The sequence below is a fragment of the Massilia paldalensis genome (genome assembly GCF_044901715.1).
In the GTDB taxonomy this organism is placed as follows: domain Bacteria; phylum Pseudomonadota; class Gammaproteobacteria; order Burkholderiales; family Burkholderiaceae_D; genus Telluria; species Telluria paldalensis.
Genome location: NZ_JBJCIU010000004.1, coordinates 708,832 through 731,707, shown reverse-complemented (window position 1 = coordinate 731,707; position 22,876 = coordinate 708,832). Strand labels below are relative to the sequence as shown.

Here is a 22,876-nt window from a genome sequence, read left to right as displayed (position 1 = left end):
TTCATGCGTCTCGACGACGCACGCACATTGGGTCCCCGCCTGCGCGGGGACGACGTTTTAACGAGAAAATAACGAGGCAACGAACATGGACAAATTCTGGCTGAAGTCGTACGAGGAGGGCGTGGCGGCCGAGATCGACTGGACGCAATACCGCTCCCTCACGCACCTGCTGGAGGAAGCCTTCCGCAAGTACGCGGACCGCAATGCCTATGCGTGCATGGGCAAGTCCATGACGTTCGCGGAGCTGGACCGCATGTCCGCGCAGATGGCGGCCTGGCTGCAGCAGCGCGGCCTGAAGCCGGGCGCGCGCGTGGCCATCATGCTGCCCAACGTGCTGCAGTACCCGGTGGCGATGGCCGCCGTGCTGCGCGCCGGCTACACCATCGTGAACGTCAACCCGCTGTACACGGCGCGCGAGCTGCAGCACCAGCTGATCGACTCCGGCGCCGAAGCCATCGTGGTGCTGGAGAACTTTGCCCACACCGTGGCGGACGTCGTCGCCAAGACCCAGGTCAAGCACGTGATCGTGGCCACCATGGGCGACCTGCTGGGCGGCGCCAAGGGCGCCATCGTCAACTTCGTCGTGCGCCGCGTGAAGAAGCTGGTGCCGGCATGGTCGCTGCCGCAGGCCGTGCCGTTCAAGCGCATGCTGGCCGAGGGCGCGCGCCTGACGCTCAAGCCGGTGACCGTGGGCCAGGACGACGTCGCCTTCCTGCAGTACACGGGTGGCACCACCGGCGTGTCCAAGGGCGCCGTGCTGCTGCACAAGCAGGTGATCGCCAACGTGCTGCAGAACGAAGCCTGGTTCGCGCCCACGCTGGCCAAGCTGCCGGCCGGCGCGCAGGCGCAGTTCGTGTGCGCGCTGCCGCTGTACCATATCTACGCGCTGACCGTGTGCGCGCTGCTGGGCATGCGCGTGGGCGGCATGAACCTCCTGATCCCGAATCCGCGCGACATGAAGGGCTTCATCAAGGAGCTCAAGTCGTACCGCGTCAACATCTTCCCGGCCGTGAACACGCTGTACAACGGCCTGCTGAACCAGGCCGAGTTTGCCCAGGTCGATTTCTCCGGCCTGCTGGTCTGCCCGGGCGGCGGCATGGCCGTGCAGAAGTCCGTGTCCGACAAGTGGTTCGCGCTGACGGGCATTCCCATCGTGGAGGGCTACGGCCTGTCCGAGACCTCGCCCGTGGTCAGCGCCAACCGCTGCGACATCACCGAGTTCACCGGTACCATCGGCCTGCCGATGCCCTCGACCGAGATCCGCATCCTGGACGAGGCCAGCGTCGAGGTCCCGTTCGGCACCGCCGGCGAGATCGCCGTGCGCGGTCCCCAGGTCATGGCCGGCTACTGGCAGCGTCCGGACGAAACGGCCAAGGTCATGACGCCGGACGGTTTCTTCAAGACGGGCGACATCGGCGTGATGGATCCGAAGGGCTATGTGAAGATCGTGGACCGCAAGAAGGACATGATCCTGGTCTCGGGCTTCAACGTGTACCCGAACGAGGTCGAAGACGTCGTCTCCGCGCATCCTGGTGTGCTCGAAGTGGCGTGCGTGGGCGTGCCGGACCAGTATTCGGGCGAGGCCGTGAAGCTGTACGTGGTCAAGAAGGACAAGGCGCTGTCCAAGGACGACGTCATGGCCTATTGCAAGGAACAGCTGACGGGCTACAAGCGTCCGAAGTACGTCGAGTTCCGCGACAGCCTGCCCAAGACCAACGTCGGCAAGATCCTGCGGCGCGAGCTGCGGGACGAGAAGCAGCCGGCCTAAGTCAGCCTCGCACCACCGTCGCCCCTGCGAAGGCAGGGGCCCAATTTCTCGGCGTTGCGGCAGCGCCAGCAACATGAGGCCCCTGCCTGCGCAGGGGCGACGTGCTGCAGCAGTCAGCCCGCGGTCTGCTCCACGCCCGCTTTCCCATCCTTTACCCTGAACTGCGCCAGCACACGCTGAGCGCTGCCCGCATCGCGCACGTCGTCCAGCCCCAGGAAGCGCGTGCGCACTTCCTTCGGCGTCACTTCCAGCAGCATCCAGCCGCGCTTGTCGCTGCGCCCGTATTTGATGTGCGGGTTCATCGCCACGTACTGCGCCGTCCGTTCCTGCGGGCGCGAGCTGGACGTCACCGACGTGCCCACGAATTCCGTCGCCACCAGCGGATTGGCCTTCGACGCGGGCCTGGAAAAGTCGCGCCGCAGCTCGGTCGCATAGAAGGTGTGCACGTCGCCGCCCAGTACCAGCGGATTCGCCGCGCGCGTTGTCGCGAGCGTGTCGAGCAGGCGCCGGCGCGCGGCTGGATAACCGTCCCAGCCGTCGGTCCAGACGCGGCCGCCGTCCGCCGTCGCCGTCGGCACTTGCGAGGACGGCGCCATCAGCGTCTGCTGGGCCAGCACGTTCCAGCGCGCGTTCGAGGATCGTAATCCCGCCTCCAGCCAGGCTTCCTGCTCGGCGCCCAGCATCGAGCGGCGCGGATCGAGCAGGGCGGGGCAGGCGCGCGCCGTCACGGACGAGGAACCGCCCGCGTTCGGGCGCGGGCAGGCCTGCACGGCGCGGTACTGGCGGTCGTCCAGCACGTGGAAGCGCGCGAGCCTGCCCCAGTCGACACGCTGGAGCATGCGCACGCTGGCGAAGTGTTTCGGCGCCGGCAGGCGCAGCGGCATGTGTTCGTAGAAGGCCTGGTAGGCCGCGGCGCGGCGCTGGGCGAAGGTGGCGGACAGGCGCTCGTCGCGCAGCGCCGCGTAGTCGTTGGCGACTTCGTGGTCGTCCCAGGTGACGATCCAGGGCGCCGCCAGGTGCGCCGCCTGCAACTGCGGGTCGGACTTGTACTGGGCATAGCGGCGCCGGTAATCGTCCAGCGTGAACGATTCGTCGCGGCGCACGGCGCGCTGCGGATGCTGGAGCTGGTAGGCGCCCCATTCGTAGATGTAGTCGCCGAGGAAGGCGACCAGGTCCGGATGCGCGGCGGCGATGTGGCGGTGCGCCGCGTAGCTGCCGAATTCCCAGTGCTGGCACGAGGCCACGGCCAGCTTCAGTACGTCGGGCATGCTGCCGGCGGCGGGCGCCGTGCGCGTGCGGCCGGCGGGACTGACGGCGTCGCCCAGCATGAAGCGGTACCAGTACCAGCGCGCCGGCTGCAGGCCCGTCACGTTCACGCGCACGCTGTGCGCCAGTTCCGGCGTGGCGATGGCGCTGCCGTGCGCGACGATGTTGCGGAAGGCCTCGTCGTGCGCCACTTCCCAGCGCAGCGGCACGGCCAGGCGCGGGCTTGATGACGCGTCGAGCGGATCGGGGAGGATCCTCGTCCAGAGGATCACGGAATCCGGTAGCGGCGCGCCCGACGCCACGCCCAGGCCGAACGGATAGCCGGCGCGGTTGGACGGAGGCGCGGACAGCACCAGCGACGGCGTCGCCGCCGTGGCGGCGGCCGCGAGGCGCGCCGCATCCAGCAGGAACAGGCGGCGCGCGTGCTGCATGGTCGGTCTTGTTGCGGCCTTATTGGGTCATCAGCGATTCGAGCGGCGGCAGCTGGCGCGGCTTGCGGTCCGGGCCCGTGGCCACGTAGGTCAGCGTCGCCTCCGTCACCTTGACCACGTCCGTCTGCAGGCGGTTGCGCTCCGCGTACACCTCGACGGAGACGGTGATCGACGTGTTGCCGACCTTGACGACGTCGGCGTAGAAGGACAGCAGGTCGCCGACGAACACGGGATTCTTGAACAGGAAGGAGTTCACGGCCACGGTGGCGACGCGGCCGTTGGCGCGGCGTACGGCCGGCAGCGAGCCGGCGATGTCGACCTGGGCCATGATCCATCCGCCGAACACGTCGCCATAGACGTTGATGTCGGCAGCGCCCGGCATCATCCGCAGCACCGGCATTTTTCCTTCGGGCAGGCGGACGGGGGAGGCGGACTGGTTTTCTGGCTGGGTCATCTTGAAATCTCGGTAAAAGCTACAATCAACGCTGGATTGAACCATAAAAACCGAAATATTGTCATGCGCCGCTCATCCTTGCCCCCTCCCGCCGACCCGAATGCCAAGCGCAACGACTGGTCGACCATCCGTACGCTGCTGCCCTATCTGTGGGTTTACAAATGGCGCGTGCTCGCCGCCCTCGTGTGCCTGGTCGGCGCCAAGATGGCGAACATCGGCGTGCCGCTGGTGCTCAAGAAGATCGTCGACCAGCTCTCGATCGACCCGCACCATCCGCATGCGCTGCTGGTGCTGCCGCTGGGCGCCCTCGTCGCCTACGGCGCGCTGCGCTTTTCCACCACGCTGTTCACCGAGCTGCGAGAATTCCTGTTCGCGCGGGTGACGCAGCGCGCCGTGCGCACCATCGCGCTGCGCGTGTTTCGCCACCTGCACGCGCTGTCGCTGCGCTTCCACCTGAACCGCCAGACGGGCGGCATGACGCGCGACATCGAGCGCGGCACGCGCGGCGTCAGCTCGCTCGTGTCCTACTCGCTGTTCTCGATCCTGCCGACGCTGGTGGAGATCTCGCTGGTGCTGGGCTACCTGGCCTTTCACTACGACAAGTGGTTCTCCATCATCACGGGCGTGGCGCTGCTCACCTACATCGTGTTTACCGTCACCGTCACCGAATGGCGCACGCACTTCCGGCGCACGATGAACGAACTGGACTCGAAGGCGAACACGAAGGCGATCGACTCGCTGATCAACTACGAGACGGTGAAATACTTCGGCAACGAGGACTACGAGGCCAAGCGCTACGACGAAGGCCTGCAGAATTACGAGCGCGCCGCCGTGCGCTCGCAGACCTCGCTGTCCTTGCTCAACAGCGGCCAGTCCCTGATCATCGCGGCCGCTGTCACCGCGATCCTGTGGCGCGCGACGCAGGGCGTCATCGACGGCACGATGTCGCTGGGCGACCTGGTGCTGGTGAATTCCTTCATGATCCAGCTGTACATCCCGCTCAACTTCCTCGGCGTGATCTACCGCGAGATCAAGCAGAGCCTGGCCGACATGGAACGCCTGTTCGGCCTGCTGGAGCAGCACCGCGAAGTGGCGGATTCGCCCGATGCCAAGCCGCTGCAGACGCAGGGGGCGCGCGTGGAGTTCTCGCACGTCGAATTCAGCTACGACCCCAAGCGCCAGATCCTGTTCGACGTCGACTTCACGATCCCGGCCGGCACCACGACGGCCGTCGTCGGCCACAGCGGCTCGGGCAAGTCGACCCTGTCGCGGCTGCTGTTCCGCTTCTACGACGTGCAGCAGGGCTCGATCCGCATCGATGGCCAGGACATCCGCCAGGTGACCCAGGATTCGCTGCGCCACGCGATCGGCATCGTGCCCCAGGACACGGTGCTGTTCAACGACACCATCGAATACAACATCGCCTACGGCCGCCCGGGCGCGCGCCGCGAGGACATCGTGGCGGCGGCGCGCGCGGCGTCGATCCACGACTTCATCGAGAGCCTGCCGGACGGCTATGCGACAATGGTGGGCGAGCGCGGCCTGAAGCTGTCCGGCGGCGAAAAGCAGCGCGTGGCGATCGCGCGCACGCTGCTGAAGAACCCCGCCATCCTGATCTTCGACGAAGCCACGTCGGCCCTCGACTCGAAGTCGGAGCAGGCGATCCAGGCGCAGCTGAAGGAAATCGCGAAACAGCGCACGACGCTGGTGATCGCGCACCGCCTGTCGACCATCGCCGATGCCGGCCAGATCCTCGTGCTGGACCATGGCCGCATCGTCGAGCGCGGCACGCATGCGCAGCTGATCGCGGCGGACGGACTGTATCGGCAGATGTGGGACCGGCAGCAGGCAAAGCAGGACGACGATCTCGCGGCCGCGCCGGAAGCGATGGGACAAGACTAGGAAACCAAGAGAACATGGACAATCAGATCGTCGAGATCGACATGGCCGACGTCGGCCACGGCAATCCGGCCTGGATCGCCGCGCTGGAAGCGGGCAAGGTGCTGTACTTCCCCAACTTCGGCAGCTACGGCAAGGCCGGCTTTGCGCCGCAGAAGGAAGAATTGGCGCTGTTCCGCGAAGACATCCGCGACCCGAAGGTACGCAACATCAGCCTGTCCCCCAGCGGCGACCTGAAAGGCGTCGTCGGCGACGACGCCACCAGGGCGCTGGCCGCCGGCATGATCGGACGCTTCCGCGCCGAGGCCGAGGCGCTGGTCGGCAACCTGGTGCCGCGCTACGGCGAACACCTGCGCCGCGGCGCCACCAGCTTCCGCCCGTCCGTCGTGCAGAACCGGGTGCAGTCCTGGCGCGCCGACGACCGCCGCATGCACGTCGATTCCTTCCCGTCGCGCCCGAACCGCGGCGAGCGCCTGCTGCGCATCTTCACCAACGTCAACCTGGAGGGTGAGCCGCGCGTGTGGCGCGTGGGCGAGCCGTTCGAGGACGTGGCGAAGCGTTTCCTGCCGAAGCTGAAACCTTATGTGGGCTGGCAGGCCAAAGCGCTGAACATGCTGGGCGTGACGAAATCGCTGCGCAGCGAATACGACCACCTGATGCTGCAGCTGCACGACGCCATGAAGTCCGACCTGGACTACCAGAAGAGCGCCCCGCAAGTCACCTTCGGCTTTCCACCCGGCTGCGCCTGGGTGTGTTTCTCGGACCAGACCTCGCACGCCGTGATGGCGGGCCAGTACATGATGGAGCACACGCTGCAGCTGTCGCCGATGCAGCAGTACGACAAGGAATCCAGCCCGCTGGCGATCCTGACGCGCTTGCAGGGGCACGCGCTGGTATAAAAAGAAAAACGGCCGCTTCGAGCGGCCGTTTTTACGCGTGGACGACAAAGCCGGCCTTAGGGTGGGCGCGGCCGGCGTAGGCACCACGTGCCCACCACGCACACCGACGACCTCAGTAGGTGTAGAACATCCGCTGGATCTCCTTGGTGCTGCTGGTTTTGGTCAGCGCCAGCATCAGCAGGATACGCGCCTTCTGTGGATTGAGCGTATCGGCCACCACGAAGTCGAGCTGGTCGTCGTTGGCTTCGCCGTTGCGTGCCACGATGCCTTGGCCCACGCGGCTGGCGCGCACGACGACGACGCCCTTGGCACGGGCGGCCGACAGGGCCGGACGCACCTTGGTCGGCAGGCTGCCGTCGCCCACGCCCGCATGCACGAGACCCTTGGCGCCCGCATTGACCAGCGCCTCGACGGCGGTGGGGCCGACGTTGGCGTAGGTGTAGGCGATGTCAACCTGGGGCAGGGCGTCCAGCTTGCTGACGTCGAATTCGGTGTCCGCCGTGTGCTTGCGCGTGGAAGCGCGGTAGAAGTGCGGCTTGTTGTCGACCACGTAGCCCAGCATGCCCAGTTCCGGCGACTTGAACGTATCGGTGGTCGTGGTATTGGTCTTGGTGACCTCGCGCGCGGCGTTGATCTGGTCGTTCATCACGACCAGCACGCCCTTGCCCACGGCGTCTTTGCTGCCGGCCGTGATCACGGCGTTGTACAGGTTGATCGGGCCGTCGGCCGAGATCGCGGTCGACGGACGCATCGCGCCCACCACCACCACCGGCTTGCTGCTCTTGACGACCAGGTTCAGGAAATAGGCGGTCTCCTCGATCGTGTCGGTGCCGTGGGTGATGACGATGCCGTCCACGTCCGGCTTGGCCAGCAGGGTGTTCACGCGCTTGGCGAGGGCGAGCCACTGCTCGTTGCCCATGTTCTCGCTGGCGATCTGGAATACCTGCTCGCCGCTGACGTGGGCGACCTTCTGCAGTTCCGGCACGGCCTTGATCAGCGCGTCGACGCCGACCGTGGCGGCCGTGTAGCCCACCGTCGTCGTGCTGGTGGCGCCGCTGCCGGCGATGGTGCCGCCGGTGGCGAGGATGGTCACGTTGGGCAGTTTCTGCGCCTGGGCGGCAGCCATGGTGAGGACAAGCCCGCACAGCGCGAGCAGCGCGCGGACGGATTTCGGATGCAGCATGAAGTCTCCTAGGGATGAGAGCTGAAACAAAAAAGGCTTTCCGGCGAGGGAAAGCCTTGGATGGAATGCGTGGCCGTCAGCGCAGGGGCGCCGTCGAGATATCCTTGTCGGACGGCGTGGGCGTCGTCAGTTCGCCTTCCCACTTGGCGACGACGGCGGTGGCGATGCCGTTGCCGATCACGTTGGTGGCCGAGCGGCCCATGTCCAGGAAGTGGTCGATGCCCAGCAGCAGGAGCAGGCCCGCTTCCGGGATGTGGAACTGGTTCAGCGTGGCGGCGATGACGACCAGCGAGGCGCGCGGCACGCCGGCCATGCCCTTCGAGGTCAGCATCAGCACCAGCATCATCGTCAGCTGGGTCGACAGCGGCACCTCGATGCCGTAGGCCTGGGCGATGAAGATGGTCGCGAAGGTGCAGTACATCATCGAGCCGTCCAGGTTGAACGAGTACCCGATCGGCAGCACGAAGGCGGCCAGGCGGTTCTTCACGCCGAAACGCTCCAGGCCTTCCAGCGTCTTCGGGAAAGCCGCTTCCGACGAGGCGCAGGTGAAGGCGAGGATGGTCGGCTCGCGCAGTTCCGCGATCAGTTTCAGCAGGCGCGGGCCGACGAACAGGATGCCGACGCCGATCAGGATCAGCCACAGCAGGATGATGCCGAGGTAGAACTCGCCCATGAACACGCCATAGGTGGCCAGCACGCCCACGCCGCTCTTGGCGATCACGCCCGCGACGGCGGCGAACACGGCGACCGGCGCGAAGTTCATCACGTAGCCCGTCACCTTCAGCATCACGTGGGCGGCGCCGTCGATGGCGTCGATCAGCGGGGTGGCGCGCGCGCCCACGGCGGCGGCGCCCGTGCCGAAGAAGATCGAGAAGATCACGATCTGCAGGATCTCGTTCTTGGCCATGCCGTCCGCGATCGAGGTCGGCACCAGGTGGGTGATGAAGTCCTTCAGCGTGAGGCCGGTGACGGCGATGCCCGAGGAAGCGTTCGCCGCCGGCAGGTTGCCGGCCAGCGCCATCGCGTCGCCCGGACGGAACAGGTTCACGAGGATCAGGCCCAGCGTCAGCGACATCACGGAAGCGATGACGAACCAGCCCAGCGCCTTGACGCCGATGCGGCCCACTTCCGCGGCGTCGCCCATCTTGGCGATGCCCACGACCAGCGTCGAGAACACCAGCGGCGCGATGATCATCTTGATCAGGCGGAGGAACAGGGTCGTGATCAGCGACATATTGTCCGCGAAGGCGGCGGGATCGGCCATCTGCGTATTGGCCGCGTAGCCGACGGCGATGCCCAGCACCAGTCCTACCATGATGTAGGTGGTGAGGCGGTTTCGTTTGTTCATAGACGTCCTCTGTGATGGCGCCACGGCGGTCAGGAAGAGATCGTCCGTCCTGCGCCGGCGCAACCCGAGCTGGCTCGGGCGGAAACTCGGGCAAAACGGTGATCGTGCGCGAGTGCCTTTGATGCTGACAATATTGACAAGTCCCGCAGTATCCTTGGCGTTGCAAGTGCTGTCAAGCATGCGCAAATCCCCGTAAATAGACGACAATACGGTTGCCGGGCGAGCTTGGCGCGCAAATGTTTACGGATGATTGTGAGGGATGAACAAGCGATGATCGACATCGACAATGTCAGCAAATGGTACGGCACGTTCCAGGTGCTGCGCGACTGCACGACCAGCGTCGCGCGCGGCGACGTGGTGGTGGTGTGCGGCCCGTCCGGATCGGGCAAGTCGACCCTTATCAAGACCGTCAACGGCCTCGAACCCTTCCAGCAGGGGACCATCCGCGTCGACGGCACCTCGGTCGGCGACCCGGCCACGCGCCTGCCCGAGCTGCGCGCCCGCATCGGCATGGTGTTCCAGAATTTCGAGCTGTTCCCGCACCTGTCGGTACGCGACAACCTGACCCTGGCCCAGGTAAAGGTGCTGAAGCGCTCGCGCGACGCAGCGACGGCCAACGGCCTGAAATACCTGGACCGCGTGGGCCTGCTGGCGCACCAGGACAAGTTTCCCAGCCAGCTCTCCGGCGGCCAGCAGCAGCGCGTGGCGATCGCGCGGGCGCTGGCGATGGATCCCGTCGCCATGCTGTTCGACGAGCCGACGTCCGCGCTCGACCCGGAAATGGTGGGCGAGGTGCTGGACGTGATGACGGGCCTGGCCCAGGAGGGTATGACGATGATGGTCGTCACCCACGAGATGGGCTTCGCGCGCCGCGTCGCCGACCGCGTCGTGTTCATGGATGCGGGCGCCATCGTCGAGGACAGCCCGAAGGACGCCTTCTTCGACGCGCCCCGCTCGGAGCGCGCGCGCGAATTCCTCGCGCGGATCATCCACTGAGCATCCACTGAGCATCCACTGAGCCCGCGCCTGCCTGCCTATAGATTACGCAGCACCAGGCTGGCGCCGCCCGCGATCAGCACCACCCAGACGGCCTGGCGGACGCGCTGCGCCGGCAGCTGCAGGTGCAGCCGGTTGCCGAGATACAGGCCACCCAGCGCGAACGGCAGCAGGGCCGCCGCCAGCAGCGGCAAGCCGGGCTGCGCGTACAGGCCGGCGCCGGAGAACAGGGCCAGGCGGGCGATGGCGCTGGACAGCAGCACGGCGCTGATCGTCGCGCGCAGCGCCAGCTTGTCGTCCAGGCGCCGCGTCAGGTAGATCGTGTAGAACGGTCCGCCCGTGCCGAACAGCGCCGTGAACACGCCGCCGACGGCGCCGAACGGCAGCGCCCAGCCGGCCGCCAGGGGCCGCGCAGGCGGGCGTGCCAGCAGGCTCCAGGCCGCGAAGGCCAGGATGAAGGCCCCGAGCAGCAGCAACAGCAGCCGTTCCGGCGCCCGCACCAGCGCCACCACGCCGAGCGCCATCCCGGCCAGCATGCAGGGCAGCAGGCGCAGCCCTTCGCGCAGCACGATGTGGCGCCGGTTGCGCAGGCCGAGCAGCAGGCCGGACACGAGATCGAACACCAGCATCAGCGGCACGGCCACGCGCAGCGGTACCAGCAGCACCAGCACGGGCATCGCCATGATCGCGGAGCCGAATCCCGTGACGCCGTAGACGACGTAGGCGAGGGCGATGACGGCGGCCAGTTGCGCGATCGTGTGGAACTCGTAAGCCATGGACGGGACGGCGCTGGCCGGCTGTGGTCGGTATGGCAATTCTAGCGCCGGACGGGTCATTAGTGCTGGAAAGAAACGTACCGTGCGGGCGGGAGAACGCGTGCCGGCCGGGGTGGCAGCAGGTAAAATGCCGGGGTTCGCATTCCGAGAGCCGCCATGTCCATCATCGAATCCCCCGACACCATCACCATCGCCCGTCCCGACGACTGGCACCTGCACCTGCGCGACGGCGCCGCCATGGCCAGCGTGCTGCCGCACAGCGCGCGCCAGTTCGCCCGCGCCATCGTCATGCCGAACCTGAAGCCGCCGGTCACCACCACCGCGCTGGCCGCGGCCTACCGCGAGCGCATCCTGGCGGCGCTGCCGGAGGGGATGTCCTTCGAGCCGCTGATGACGCTGTACCTCACCGACAACACGGACCCGGACGAGATCCGCCGCGCCAAGGATTCGGGCTTCGTCCACGCCGTCAAGCTGTACCCGGCCGGCGCCACCACCAATTCGGCGGCCGGCGTGACCGACCTGCGCAAGTGCTACAAGACGCTGGAGGCGATGCAGGAGACCGACATGCCCCTGCTGATCCACGGCGAAGTCACGGACAACCACATCGACCTGTTCGACCGCGAAGCCGTGTTCATCGAGCGCGTGATGCGCCCGCTGCGCCGCGACTTCCCGGAACTGAAGATCGTGTTCGAGCACATCACGACCAAGGATGCGGCCGAGTACGTGGCCGAGGCCGAAGGCCCGATCGCGGCGACCATCACCGCCCACCACCTGCTGTACAACCGCAACGAGATCTTCCGCGGCGGCATCCGCCCGCACATGTACTGCCTGCCCGTGCTCAAGCGCGAGGAACACCGCCTGGCGCTGGTGACGGCCGCCACCAGCGGCGACGAGCGCTTCTTCCTCGGCACCGATTCGGCCCCGCACGCCATCCACACCAAGGAGACGTCGTGCGGCTGCGCCGGCTGCTACACGGCGCTGCACGCGATGGAACTGTATGCCACCGCCTTCGAGCAGGCCGGCGCGCTGGACAAGCTGGAAGCCTTCGCCAGCCTGAACGGCCCCGCCTTCTACGACCTGCCGGTCAACACGGGCACCGTCACGCTGAAGCGCGAAACCTGGACGCTGCCGGCCACCGTGCCGATGGGCGAGCACGAACTGGTCCCGCTCAACGGCGGCGAGCAGATCGGCTGGAAGATGGTGTAATTCCTGGATGTTCGCGCAGATCGACTGGACGCGGCCGTGGTATGACACGGTGCGTCCCGCCTTCGAGCGCCTCGGTCAGGGCCCGTTCATCGACGCCTTCAACGCCAACGCGGCCCGCCTGGGCCTCGTCAACCACCGCGGCCAGGCGATCCGCTTCGTGCCTCAGGAGGCGCTGCCGCCCGAGACGGCGTACGAGGCATTCATCGGCGCCACCGGCTGCGTACCCACGCGCGAGAACCTGCACGATTTCTTCAATGGCCTCGTGTGGCAGACCTTCCCGCGCACCAAGCGCGCGTTGAATGCGTTGCAGGCGGCGCAGATCCAGGCCGCCGGCGTCGGCAAGTCGCGTGGCCCCGCGCGCGATGCCGCCACCATCTACGACGAGAACGCCGCGCTGCTGCTGGTGCGCGACGACGACGCGGGCCATGCCCTCGTCGACGACCTGCGCGAACACCGCTGGGTCGACGCCCTGTGGACGCGCCGCGCGCAGTTCGCGGCCGGCGCCGGCGCCGAGGTCTGGCTGTTCGGCCACGCGCTGATGGAAAAGCTCGTCGCGCCGCGCAAGGCGATCACGGCGCACACGCGCGTCGTGTTCGCGCCGGGCGAGGTGTTCGCCTTGCCCTGGCAGGCGCGCTGCGACTGGATCGACGGCGCCGAATCCGCGGCGCTCGCCACGCAAGGCCTGTCGACCGCCGGCTTCATGCCGCTGCAGGCGCTGGGCGTGCCCGGCTGGTGGCCGGGCCAGGACGAGGCGTTCTACCGGGACGAGACCGTATTCCGACCGAAAAGGAGACAAGCATGAGTGCACAGGTCCGCTGGGGCATCCTCGGCACGGGCAAGATCGCCAAGGCCTTCGCCACGGCATTGAAGGACACGCCGGATGGCGTGCTGGCCGGCGTCGGCTCGCGCACGCTCGAAGGCGCGCAGGCATTCGCCGCGCAATTCGGCGGCGCGGCCTACGGTTCCTACGAAGCGCTGGTGCAGGCTGATGACGTCGACCTGGTCTACGTCGGCACGCCGCATCCGATGCATTACGAGAACGTGCGCATGGCGCTGGAAGCGGGCAAGGGCGTGCTGTGCGAAAAGGCATTCACTGTGAACCGGCGCCAGGCCGAGGAACTGGTGGCGCTGGCGCGCGACAAGAAACTGTTCCTGATGGAGGCCATGTGGACGCGCTTCCTGCCGGCCTTCGCCGAGGTGCGGCGCATCGTCGCCTCCGGCGAGATCGGCGCCGTGCGCCAGGTGAGCGCGGATTTCGGCTTCAAGGCCGACGTCGGCCCCGAACACCGGCTGTTCAATCCGGTGCTGGGCGGCGGCGCGCTGCTGGACCTGGGCATCTATCCGCTGTCGATCGCGGCGGCGCTGCTCGGCCCCGTGACGGGCGTGCTGGCCCAGGCCGACCTGGGTCTCACCGGCGTCGACGAACAGACGGCGCTGGTGCTGCGCCATGAAGGGGGCGGCATGGCCGTCCTCAGCTGCTCGCTGCGCGCGCGCCTGGCCAGCGAACTGACGGTGGCCGGAGAACGGGGCCATGTGCGCATGAACACGATGTTCCACCGCGCCCGCTCGGTGACGGTGGCGCTGGCCGATGGCAGCACGCGCACCGTCGACACGCCCTTCCTCGGCAACGGCTACGTGCACGAAATCGCCGAAGCGCAGCGCTGCTGGCGCGCCGGCGAGATCGAGAGCCCGGCCATGACGCATGCCGATACGCTGATGCTGATGGGCGTGATGGACGAGGCGCGCCGCCAGATCGGCCTGCAGTACGCATCCGACAACGACTGATCCACTCATAAGCCACAAGGAGAACCATGAAACGCGATCCCCGCTCGACCAGCCGCATCCGCCAGCTCAAGCCGCGCCAGCGCAAGAAGCTGCGCGTCGGCGAATTCCAGGAACACTGCTTCGACGTGGAGCTCGTGTTCCACGCCCCGATGCGCGGCGAACCGTACCACGACTTCATCAACGACTTCTTCGGCTTCCTGGAGCAGCGCGGCCTGCTGGGCGGCGGCTTTGGCGGCAAGGAGCCGTTCAGCGAGACCGAGGGCGCGATCGCCCGCATCGAACGGGGCTCGCCGGGCGAGGAAGACCGCGAGGCCGTCGTGACGTGGCTGCGCGCGCGCCAGGAAGTGGTCGATGCCCGCGCCAAGGACTTCAAGGATGCGTGGCACGGCTACGGTTTCTGATCCTTTCCGCTTTTGCCGACAAAGCCCGCGCCTGCGGGCTTTGTCGTTTATCGCGCACGGACGGGGCGCATGCATACCCGATTCCGTTTGACGGCGCCCGCGCGGGTTCGGATACTGGCTGTTCCGCCCACTCGAAAGGATGTCCGATGCTTGTGCGTCCCACTGCGCGTCTCACTGCGCGTCCCACTCTGCGTGCCACCCTGTTTGCAGCCGGCCTGCTTGCTGCCGCGCCGAGCTTCGCCGACCCGGTACCGGTCCCCGCCGACAAGGCGAACTACGTCGGCGAATGGCTGGGCGACAAGATGCGCCTGAAGATCCAGCCGGACGGCCACGTCGAGTACAAGCGCGACCGGCCCGGCAAGAACGTCGACCTCACCGTCGATCTGCAGGGCTTCCACGGCGACGACTTCGACGTCGGCACCAGCTTCATCAAGTCGACCTTCGTCGTCGGCAAGCCGCCGCATCGCGAGCAGGGCAAGTGGAAGATGACGGTCGACGGCATCGAGCTCACGAAGCGCGAATGATTGCTTGGATGTAAGCGTTTGTCAGCCCGGTAAGCATTTGTAAAGGCTGTCAACAAGGGCAGGGGCGGGCTCGTTTTAGGGACAAGTGACACGCAAACGTGCACGAGAATCCCAAAACTAGCTGAGGACCACTTATCATGAAAAACACCATCGCTGCCCTGATCGCCGGTCTGTTCGCCACTGCTGCATTCGCCCAGACGCCGGCCCCTGCCACCACCTCGCCCACCGTCAAGGCCGAAGCGAAGGCCGACGCCAAGAGCGCCAAGGCCGAAGTGAAATCCGAAGCCCATGAGACGAAGAAGGCCGTGAAGGAACAGGCCAAGGACACCAAGGCCGATGCCAAGCAGGCCAAGGACACCGTGAAGGCCGAGGCGAAGGAAACCACGGCCGAGGCCAAGCACGCCAGCGTCAAGGCCGGCCACAAGGCCAAGGAAGTCGCCAAGGAAGGCAAGGACGCGACCGTCGCCGCCGTGACCCCGGCCACCACCACGACCACCACTGCGGCGACCAAGTAATCCGCCCCCCGATCACCGATCCGCAAGGAGATTCGCCATGAAACGTACCGCCGCCACCCTGATCGCCGCCCTGTTCGCCAGCGCCGCCTTCGCCCAGACCACGACCCCGACCGCGCCGCCGACGACGCCGTCGCAGACCGCGGTGCCGGACGCGAGCACGTCGCCGGCCGTCTCCAAGGCCGCCGCCAAGCACGAGAAGCAGGAAGCCAAGCCGGCCAAGGGCAAGCACGACAAGAAGGGCGAGGCTACCAAGGCCACCAAGGACAGCAAGGAGAAGAAGGACGGCAAGGAAGCGGCGGATCCGGCCACCACGCCGGTCGCTGCCAAGTAAGCCGCTCGATAAAGCAACGTCGTTCCCGGCACTGCCGGAAACGACTCCCCGCGCAGGCGGGGACCCAATGTGTAAGCGTAGACGAAACGCTGGCAGAAATTGGGTCCCCGCCTGCGCGGGGACGACGTTGTTTACACTTTCAGGAATTCCTCCCGCCCGCCCAGCCAGCGCTGCAGGTGCGCATCCACGATCGCCTCCGCCTCCGGCTTGCTGGAGCCCAGCAGCCAGGCCGCCACGTCGCGGGCCTGCTCGACGATGTCCTGGTCCGTCTCCAGGTTGGCGAAGCGCAGCATCGCTTCCCCCGACTGGCGCGCGCCCAGGAATTCGCCGGGGCCGCGGATCTCCAGGTCGCGCCGCGCGATCTCGAAGCCGTCCGTCGTCTCGCGCATCGTCATCAGGCGCTGCTTGGCCACGTGGCCCAGGGGGCTCTGGTACAGCAGCAGGCACACGCTGGCCGCCGAGCCGCGGCCCACGCGGCCGCGCAGCTGGTGCAGCTGCGACAGGCCGAAGCGCTCGGCGTGCTCGATCACCATCAGCGACGCATTCGGCACGTCCACGCCGACCTCGATGACGGTCGTCGCCACCAGCACGTGCACGTCGCCCGCCGAGAAGGCGTCCATGATGACCTGCTTCTCGGCCGGCTTCATGCGCCCGTGCACGAGGCCCACGACGAGGTCGGGCAGGCTGGCCGCCAGCGTCTCGTAGGTGTCGGTGGCCGTCTGCAGCTGCAGCGCTTCCGATTCCTCGATCAGCGGACAGACCCAGTAGGCTTGCCGGCCTTCCAGCGCGGCCGCGTGCACGCGCTCGATCACTTCGTCACGCCGGTTCTGGTCGATGGCGCGCGTGACGATGGGCGTGCGGCCCGGCGGCAGCTCGTCGATGACGGACACTTCGAGGTCGGCGTAATAGGTCATCGCCAGCGTGCGCGGGATCGGCGTGGCGGACATCATCAACTGGTGCGGCACCAGGCCGTCGCTGCCCTTGTTGCGCAGCGTGAGGCGCTGGCCGACGCCGAAGCGGTGCTGCTCGTCCACCAGCACCAGGCCCAGCTTCGCGAACTGCACGGTGTCCTGGATCAGCGCATGGGTGCCGATCACGAGGTTCGCCTCGCCCGATTCGACCAGTTCGCTGGCGGCCTGCTTGTCCTTCTTCTTCAGGCTGCCCGTCAGCCAGGCGACCTTCACGCCCAGCGGTTCCATCCAGGATGCGATCTTGCGGAAGTGCTGCTCGGCCAGGATCTCCGTGGGCGCCATCAACGCGGCCTGGTAGCCGCTGTCGATGGCCTGGGCGGCGGCGAGCGCCGCGACCACGGTCTTGCCGCTGCCGACGTCGCCCTGCAGCAGGCGCTGCATCGGGTAGCTTTCGCGCAGGTCGGCGCGGATCTCCTCGACCACGCGCTGCTGCGCATTGGTCAGCTTGAAGGGCAGGGCCTGCAGGAACGCGCTGGACAGCGTGCCCACGGCGCCGAGGACGGGCGCGCCTTTCTCGCGGCGCGACTGCTGGGCCTTCTTCAGCGACAGCTGCTGGGCCAGCAGCTCGTCGAACTTCACGCGGGTCCAGGCCGGGTGGCTGCGTTCGACGAGCGCGTGTTCGTCGACGTCCGGCGGCGGGTAGTGCAGCAGGCGCACGGCCGGCTGGAATTCGGCCAGGTTCAGGCGGGCGCGCACGGCCTGGGGCACGGTGTCGGTCCAGTCGACGCGTTTCATGGCATCGGCGATGGCCCGCCGCAGCACCGTCTGCGACAGGCCTTCGCCGGCCGGGTAGACGGGCGTGAGCGAATTGGGCAGGGGCGCGCCCTCGTTGACGATCTTGTAGACGGGATGGACCATCTCGGCGCCGAAGAAGCCGTGGCGCACCTCGCTGCGCGCACGCACGCGCGTGCCCTCGGCCAGCTGCTTGACCTGGCTGCCGTAGTAGTTCATGAAGCGCAGCTGGATGTCGCCCGAGTCGTCGGCAATGGTCACCAGCAGCTGGCGCCGCGGTTTGTAGGCGACTTCGTTCTTGGTGACGATGCCTTCGACCTGGGAGACGTGGCCACCGCGCAGGCAGGCTTCGCGGATCGGGACGATCTGCGTCTCGTCTTCGTAGCGCATCGGCAGGTGCAGCACCAGGTCCATGTCGGTGCGCAGGCCGAGCTTGGCGAGCTTGCTTTCGATGCTTTTCGGTGCCGCTTTCGCAGCGGCTGGGGCTTTGGTGGCTGGCATGGCGGATCGGTTGGCGCGTGTCGGCGGCGTTGCAGGATCGGCCACAAAGCCGCTCGACTGCGCCCTCGCACCGGAAACCGGGTGTAAAATAGAGGGTTCGCCCTACACGCTAGAGCCCATATTGTAAGGCTCGCGGGCCTGTTTTCCCAGATGAGCAGAATGTATTCCCTTTCCGATTTCGATTTCGACCTGCCACCCGAACGCATCGCCCAGGTACCGCTGCCGGACCGCAGCGCGTCGCGCCTGCTGCAGCTCGACGGCGACCGCATCACGGACCGGCACTTCGCCGACATCGTCGACCAGCTGCAAGCCGGCGACGTGCTGGTCATGAACAATACCCGCGTGCTCAAGGCGCGCTTCTTCGGCCAGAAGGAGTCCGGCGGCCAGGTCGAGGTGCTGGTCGAGCGCGTGCTCGACAGCCGTACCGTGCTGGCCCAGGTGCGCGCCTCCAAGTCGCCCAAGCCGGGCACGCGCATCCGCCTGGCGGACGCCTTCGACGTGACGACGGGTGAACGCGCGGGCGAATTCTTCACGCTGCACTTCGGCGCCGACGTGTTCGAGCTGATCGAGGCCCACGGCCGCCTGCCGCTGCCGCCGTACATCGAGCACGACGCCGACGACTTCGACGAGCAGCGCTACCAGACCGTGTATTCGAAGGAGCCGGGCGCCGTCGCCGCGCCCACGGCCGGCCTGCACTTCGACCAGCCGCTGCTGGACAAGCTGGCCGCCAAGGGCGTGACCATCGCCTACGTCACGCTGCACGTGGGCGCCGGCACCTTCCAGCCCGTGCGCGTGGAAAACCTGGCCGAGCACCAGATGCACAGCGAGTGGTACACGATCCCGCAGGAGACCGTCGACAAGGTCGCCGCCGCCAAGGCCGCGGGACGCGACGTCGTCGCCGTCGGCACCACCTCGCTGCGCGCGCTGGAATCGGCCTCGCAGTCGGGCGAACTCGCCGCCGGCAGCGGCGACACGCGCCTGTTCATCACGCCGGGCTATGCCTTCCGCACCGTGACGCGCCTGATCACGAACTTCCACCTGCCGAAGTCGACGCTGATGATGCTGGTCTCGGCCTTTGCCGGCTACGACGAGATCCGCAAGGCCTATGCCCACGCGATCGCCAGCGAATACCGCTTCTTCAGCTACGGTGACGCCATGCTGCTCACCACCCATTCACGCTACACGCAAGCCTGACCATCACGATGCTGGAATTTACCCTCCTTAAGAAAGACACGAGCGGCCTGTCGCACGCCCGCCGCGGCCGACTGAAGCTGAACCACGGCACCATCGAGACGCCGATCTTCATGCCGGTCGGCACCTATGGCTCCGTCAAGGCGATGGATCCGAACGAATTGAAGCAGGTCGGTTCGCAGATCATCCTCGGCAATACCTTCCACCTGTGGCTGCGCCCGGGCACGGAAGTCATGGACAAGTTCGGCGGCCTGCACGGCTTCATGGGCTGGGACAAGCCGATCCTGACCGACTCCGGCGGCTTCCAGGTGTTTTCGCTGGGCGCCATGCGCAAGATCACGGAAGAGGGCGTCAAGTTCGCCTCGCCGATCGACGGTTCACGCCAGTTCCTGTCGCCCGAAATCTCGATGCAGATCCAGCGCTCGCTGAATTCGGACATCGTCATGCAGTTCGACGAATGCACGCCGTACGAGATCGACGGCCGTCCGGCCACGAGCGAGGAAGCGGCGAAGTCGATGCGCATGTCGCTGCGCTGGGCCCAGCGCTCGATGAACGAGTTCAACAAGGGCGAAAACCCGAACGCGCTGTTCGGCATCGTCCAGGGCGGCATGTACGAGCGCCTGCGCGACGAATCGCTGGCCGGCCTGGAAGAGATCGACTTCCCGGGCCTGGCGATCGGCGGCCTGTCGGTCGGCGAGCCCAAGGAAGACATGATGCGCATCCTGGAGCACGTCGGCCCGCGCCTGCCGGAAAACAAGCCGCACTACCTGATGGGCGTCGGCACGCCGGAAGACCTGGTGGCGGGCGTGGCCAACGGCGTCGACATGTTCGACTGCGTGATGCCCACCCGCAATGCCCGCAACGGCTGGCTGTTCACCCGCTTCGGCGACCTCAAGATCAAGAACGCGCGCTACAAGGACGACCAGGCGCCGCTGGACGAATCCTGCACCTGCTACTGCTGCAAGAATTTCTCGCGCGCCTACCTGCACCACCTGCACCGCTCGAAGGAAATCCTGGGCGCCCGCCTGAACACGATCCACAACCTGCATTACTACCTGAACCTGATGCAGGAAATCCGCGACGCGATCGATGCGGACAAGTTCCATGAGTTCCGCCTGCAGTTCAACGCGGACCGGGCGCGCGGCGTCTAAGCCAGGGACGCTGCGCGTAGGGTGGGCATCACATGCCCACCATGCGTCCACGCGGCGCACGCCATGGTGGGCACGTGGTGCCCACCCTACGCATACGGCATACACGAAATGAATTTTTCGATAATGTCTTGCAAACAGGCATGCCGCTCCCACATGCCGGGAAACTGGCTGTCGCCTTTTTTGGGGTGCTAGAATACAGCGCTCGTTTTTTAACCAACATACTAATATCCGGGAGTCCTTGTGTTCATTTCCAACGCTTACGCGCAAACCGCAGCCGGCGCCGCCGATGCTGGCCTGATGGGCAGCCTAACGACGTTCGCACCGCTGATCCTGATGTTCGTGGTCATGTACTTCCTCATGATCCGTCCGCAGCAGAAGCGCCAGAAAGAACTGCGCGCCATGATGGATGCGCTGGGCAAGGGCGACGAAGTCGTCACCGTCGGCGGCGTGCTGGGCCGCGTGACCAAGGTCACCGACACCTACGTGACCATCGAAGTGGCTCCCGGTACCGAAATGGTGGTGCAGAAGAACGCCGTCACCGCCCTGCTGCCGAAAGGCACCCTGAAGTCCCTGTAAGCCGGCCCGCGCGGCCAGCGCCGCGCTCCAGCCCCGCAGCTGCTCCAACCTTGAACGCTGGAACATCATGAACCGCTATCCCCTCTGGAAATACATACTGATCCTCGTGACAGTACTGCTCGGCCTGCTTTACACATCGCCCAACTACTTCGGCGATTCGCCGGCGCTGCAGGTCACGGCCGGCAAGTCGACCGTCAAGGTCAACAGCGACACGACCGGCGAAGTTGCCCAGGCGCTCAAGCGCGCTGGCATTAATGCGGATGCCATCAGCCTGGAAGGCGCCGGCGATACCAGCGCGGTGCGTACCCGTTTCGCCAGCACCGACGAGCAGTTCAAGGCCAAGCTGGCGCTGGAGCGCGACCTGAACCGCGACCAGGCCGACCCGGACTACATCGTCACCGTCAACCTGGCCAAGAACACGCCGGTCTGGATGCAGAAGCTGCACGCCCTGCCGATGAACCTGGGCCTGGACCTGCGCGGCGGCGTGCACTTCCTGCTGCAGGTCGATTCCAAGGCCGTGCAGGACACCCGCATCAAGACCACCCTGGCCTCGGCCCGCGCCCAGCTGCGCGACGCCAACGTGCGCCACGCCGGCATCGAGCGCGTCGGCGACACCATCCAGATCACCTTCCGCGATGCCGACACCCGCGCCAAGGCGCGCAGCGTGCTGGGCCAGAACAGCGACCTCGCATTCGCCGAGAGCGCCGACGGCACCGACCTGAAGCTGGCGGTCACCCTCAAGCCGGAAGCGCTGCAGCGAGTGGTGGAAGAGGGCGTCAAGCAGAACATCAGCTCGCTGGGCAAGCGCATCAACGAACTGGGCGTGACGGAACCGATCATCCAGCAGCAGGGCCGCGACCGCATCGTCGTCCAGCTGCCGGGCGTGCAGGACGTGGCGCACGCCAAGGACATCATCGGCCGCACGGCGACGCTGGAATTCCGCGTCACCGACGACACGATCACCCCGGGCACCGAGCTGACCTCCACGATCCCGCTGAATTCTGAGCTGTTCACCCAGGGCGCGGGCGCGCCGGTCGTCGTCTCGAAGGACGTCATCGTGTCCGGCGACTCGATCATCAGCGCCACGGCCAGCTTCGACCAGAACCAGCGTCCGGCCGTGAGCATCGAGCTGAATGCCGAAGCGGGCCGCAAGATGCGCGCCATGACGCGCGAGCGCGTCGGTAAGCGCATGGCGACGCTGCTGAAGGAAAAGGGCAAGTACACCGTGCTGCAGGTCGCGACGATCCAGAGCGAATTCGGCGCGAACTTCCAGACGACCGGCATGGCCAGCCCGGCCGCCGCCTCGGAACTGGCGCTGCTGCTGCGCGCCGGCGCGCTGTCGGCGCCGATGGAATTCGTCGAGGAACGTGTCGTCGGCCCGCAGCTGGGCGCCGAGAACATCTCCAAGGGTCTGCACTCGACGCTGTGGGGCTTCGTGGCGATCGCCGTCTTCATGATCGTCTACTACCAGTTGTTCGGCTTCTTCAGCGTGCTGGCGCTGGCCTGCAACCTGCTGTTCCTGCTGGCCCTGCTGTCCACGCTGCAGGCGACGCTGTCGCTGCCAGGTATCGCGGCAATCGCGCTGGCGCTGGGCATGGCGATCGACTCGAACGTGCTGATCAACGAGCGCATCCGCGAGGAACTGCGTGCCGGTAATACGCCGCAGGCGGCCATCTCGGCCGGATTCAGCCATGCCTGGGCGACCATCCTGGACTCGAACGTGACCACGCTGATCGTCGGCCTGGCCCTCGTCGTGTTCGGTTCCGGCGCCGTGCGCGGCTTCGCCGTCGTGCACTGCCTGGGCATCCTGACCTCGATGTTCTCGGCCGTGTTCGTGTCGCGCGGCGTCGTCAACCTGTGGTACGGCCGCAAGAAGAAGCTGAGCAAGATTGCCATCGGCACCGTCTGGACGCCGGGCATGACGCCCGCAGGCGCCCGCAAGACCGCCGTCAAGGAATAAGGAACCGGGGTA

21 protein-coding genes are annotated in these 22,876 nt (G+C 66.8%); 15 read left to right on the top strand and 6 right to left on the bottom strand.

Annotated features, from left to right (window positions below; all coding sequences use genetic code 11):
• The first annotated feature begins 85 nt into the window (after window positions 1-85).
• The gene (locus ACI1V7_RS22660; RefSeq protein ID WP_404534131.1) at window positions 86-1,768 is read left to right on the top strand and encodes a long-chain-fatty-acid--CoA ligase; all 1,683 of its coding nucleotides are present in this window, start codon (window positions 86-88) and stop codon (window positions 1,766-1,768) included.
• A 113-nt stretch (window positions 1,769-1,881) separates the two neighbouring features.
• Here the strand turns inward: ACI1V7_RS22660 and ACI1V7_RS22655 are convergent, their stop codons facing one another.
• Both ACI1V7_RS22655 and ACI1V7_RS22650 read right to left on the bottom strand, forming a co-directional pair.
• Entirely contained in the window at window positions 1,882-3,465 is a 1,584-nt protein-coding gene (locus ACI1V7_RS22655) for an alkaline phosphatase D family protein (protein ID WP_404534129.1), read from the bottom strand.
• A 19-nt stretch (window positions 3,466-3,484) separates the two neighbouring features.
• Complete coding sequence (locus ACI1V7_RS22650) at window positions 3,485-3,919, bottom strand: acyl-CoA thioesterase (RefSeq protein ID WP_290413437.1); 435 nt, start codon at window positions 3,917-3,919, stop codon at window positions 3,485-3,487.
• A gap of 63 nt (window positions 3,920-3,982) precedes the next feature.
• Here ACI1V7_RS22650 and ACI1V7_RS22645 point away from each other — a divergent pair, with 63 nt between their 5' ends.
• A complete protein-coding gene (locus tag ACI1V7_RS22645; RefSeq protein ID WP_404534127.1) occupies window positions 3,983-5,821 on the top strand; it encodes an ABCB family ABC transporter ATP-binding protein/permease in 1,839 nt (612 codons plus the stop codon).
• A gap of 14 nt (window positions 5,822-5,835) precedes the next feature.
• Window positions 5,836-6,717, top strand: a complete 882-nt coding sequence (gene kdoO / locus ACI1V7_RS22640) for a Kdo hydroxylase KdoO (protein ID WP_404534125.1) — start codon at window positions 5,836-5,838, stop codon at window positions 6,715-6,717.
• 112 nt (window positions 6,718-6,829) lie between these two features.
• On the opposite strand, the gene ACI1V7_RS22635 is transcribed toward kdoO, so the two are convergent.
• Together ACI1V7_RS22635 and ACI1V7_RS22630 are read right to left on the bottom strand one after the other, a co-directional pair.
• The gene (locus ACI1V7_RS22635; protein WP_404534123.1) at window positions 6,830-7,900 is read right to left on the bottom strand and encodes a type II asparaginase; all 1,071 of its coding nucleotides are present in this window, start codon (window positions 7,898-7,900) and stop codon (window positions 6,830-6,832) included.
• A gap of 76 nt (window positions 7,901-7,976) precedes the next feature.
• Window positions 7,977-9,248 (bottom strand): dicarboxylate/amino acid:cation symporter, encoded by a 1,272-nt coding sequence (locus ACI1V7_RS22630; protein ID WP_404534121.1) that lies wholly within the window; start codon window positions 9,246-9,248, stop codon window positions 7,977-7,979.
• 270 nt (window positions 9,249-9,518) lie between these two features.
• Between ACI1V7_RS22630 and ACI1V7_RS22625 the strand changes: the two genes are divergently transcribed.
• Window positions 9,519-10,244 (top strand): amino acid ABC transporter ATP-binding protein, encoded by a 726-nt coding sequence (locus ACI1V7_RS22625; RefSeq protein WP_404534120.1) that lies wholly within the window; start codon window positions 9,519-9,521, stop codon window positions 10,242-10,244.
• Window positions 10,245-10,282: 38 nt separating this feature from the next.
• Here the strand turns inward: ACI1V7_RS22625 and ACI1V7_RS22620 are convergent, their stop codons facing one another.
• The gene (locus ACI1V7_RS22620; protein WP_404534118.1) at window positions 10,283-11,059 is read right to left on the bottom strand and encodes a sulfite exporter TauE/SafE family protein; all 777 of its coding nucleotides are present in this window, start codon (window positions 11,057-11,059) and stop codon (window positions 10,283-10,285) included.
• 117 nt (window positions 11,060-11,176) lie between these two features.
• On the opposite strand from ACI1V7_RS22620, the gene pyrC reads away from it, so the two are divergent.
• The 7 genes from pyrC (at window position 11,177) to ACI1V7_RS22585 (ending at window position 15,782) form a co-directional block, all read left to right on the top strand.
• The gene (gene pyrC / locus ACI1V7_RS22615) at window positions 11,177-12,226 is read left to right on the top strand and encodes a dihydroorotase (RefSeq protein ID WP_404534116.1); all 1,050 of its coding nucleotides are present in this window, start codon (window positions 11,177-11,179) and stop codon (window positions 12,224-12,226) included.
• Between the two features lie 7 nt (window positions 12,227-12,233).
• Window positions 12,234-13,028 carry a DUF3025 domain-containing protein gene (locus tag ACI1V7_RS22610; RefSeq protein WP_404534114.1) on the top strand — a complete coding sequence of 265 codons (795 nt, stop codon included), beginning with the start codon at window positions 12,234-12,236 and terminating at the stop codon, window positions 13,026-13,028.
• A complete protein-coding gene (locus ACI1V7_RS22605; RefSeq protein ID WP_404534113.1) occupies window positions 13,025-14,011 on the top strand; it encodes a Gfo/Idh/MocA family protein in 987 nt (328 codons plus the stop codon). Before ACI1V7_RS22610 ends, ACI1V7_RS22605 begins: the two co-directional genes overlap by 4 nt.
• Before the next feature lie 26 nt (window positions 14,012-14,037).
• Complete coding sequence (locus tag ACI1V7_RS22600) at window positions 14,038-14,412, top strand: 50S ribosome-binding protein YggL (RefSeq protein ID WP_404534111.1); 375 nt, start codon at window positions 14,038-14,040, stop codon at window positions 14,410-14,412.
• Window positions 14,413-14,558: 146 nt separating this feature from the next.
• On the top strand, window positions 14,559-14,936 hold the full coding sequence (locus ACI1V7_RS22595) for a hypothetical protein (protein ID WP_404534109.1): 378 nt from the start codon (window positions 14,559-14,561) through the stop codon (window positions 14,934-14,936).
• Between the two features lie 137 nt (window positions 14,937-15,073).
• Window positions 15,074-15,451: a hypothetical protein gene (locus ACI1V7_RS22590; protein ID WP_404534107.1), complete on the top strand. Its 378-nt coding sequence runs from the start codon at window positions 15,074-15,076 to the stop codon at window positions 15,449-15,451.
• A 37-nt stretch (window positions 15,452-15,488) separates the two neighbouring features.
• Window positions 15,489-15,782 (top strand): hypothetical protein, encoded by a 294-nt coding sequence (locus ACI1V7_RS22585; RefSeq protein ID WP_404534106.1) that lies wholly within the window; start codon window positions 15,489-15,491, stop codon window positions 15,780-15,782.
• Window positions 15,783-15,913: 131 nt separating this feature from the next.
• On the opposite strand, the gene recG is transcribed toward ACI1V7_RS22585, so the two are convergent.
• Window positions 15,914-17,986, bottom strand: coding sequence for an ATP-dependent DNA helicase RecG (gene recG / locus ACI1V7_RS22580; RefSeq protein ID WP_404534105.1), 2,073 nt, complete (start codon window positions 17,984-17,986; stop codon window positions 15,914-15,916).
• 159 nt (window positions 17,987-18,145) lie between these two features.
• On the opposite strand from recG, the gene queA reads away from it, so the two are divergent.
• The 4 genes from queA to secD all read left to right on the top strand — a co-directional run bounded on the left by queA (window position 18,146) and on the right by secD (window position 22,864).
• Window positions 18,146-19,180 (top strand): tRNA preQ1(34) S-adenosylmethionine ribosyltransferase-isomerase QueA, encoded by a 1,035-nt coding sequence (gene queA / locus ACI1V7_RS22575; RefSeq protein WP_404534104.1) that lies wholly within the window; start codon window positions 18,146-18,148, stop codon window positions 19,178-19,180.
• An 8-nt stretch (window positions 19,181-19,188) separates the two neighbouring features.
• Window positions 19,189-20,328 carry a tRNA guanosine(34) transglycosylase Tgt gene (gene tgt, locus ACI1V7_RS22570; protein ID WP_404534103.1) on the top strand — a complete coding sequence of 380 codons (1,140 nt, stop codon included), beginning with the start codon at window positions 19,189-19,191 and terminating at the stop codon, window positions 20,326-20,328.
• Between the two features lie 240 nt (window positions 20,329-20,568).
• Window positions 20,569-20,904 carry a preprotein translocase subunit YajC gene (yajC, locus tag ACI1V7_RS22565; protein ID WP_404534102.1) on the top strand — a complete coding sequence of 112 codons (336 nt, stop codon included), beginning with the start codon at window positions 20,569-20,571 and terminating at the stop codon, window positions 20,902-20,904.
• Between the two features lie 67 nt (window positions 20,905-20,971).
• Window positions 20,972-22,864, top strand: a complete 1,893-nt coding sequence (gene secD, locus ACI1V7_RS22560) for a protein translocase subunit SecD (RefSeq protein ID WP_404534101.1) — start codon at window positions 20,972-20,974, stop codon at window positions 22,862-22,864.
• The last annotated feature ends 12 nt before the right edge of the window (window positions 22,865-22,876 follow it).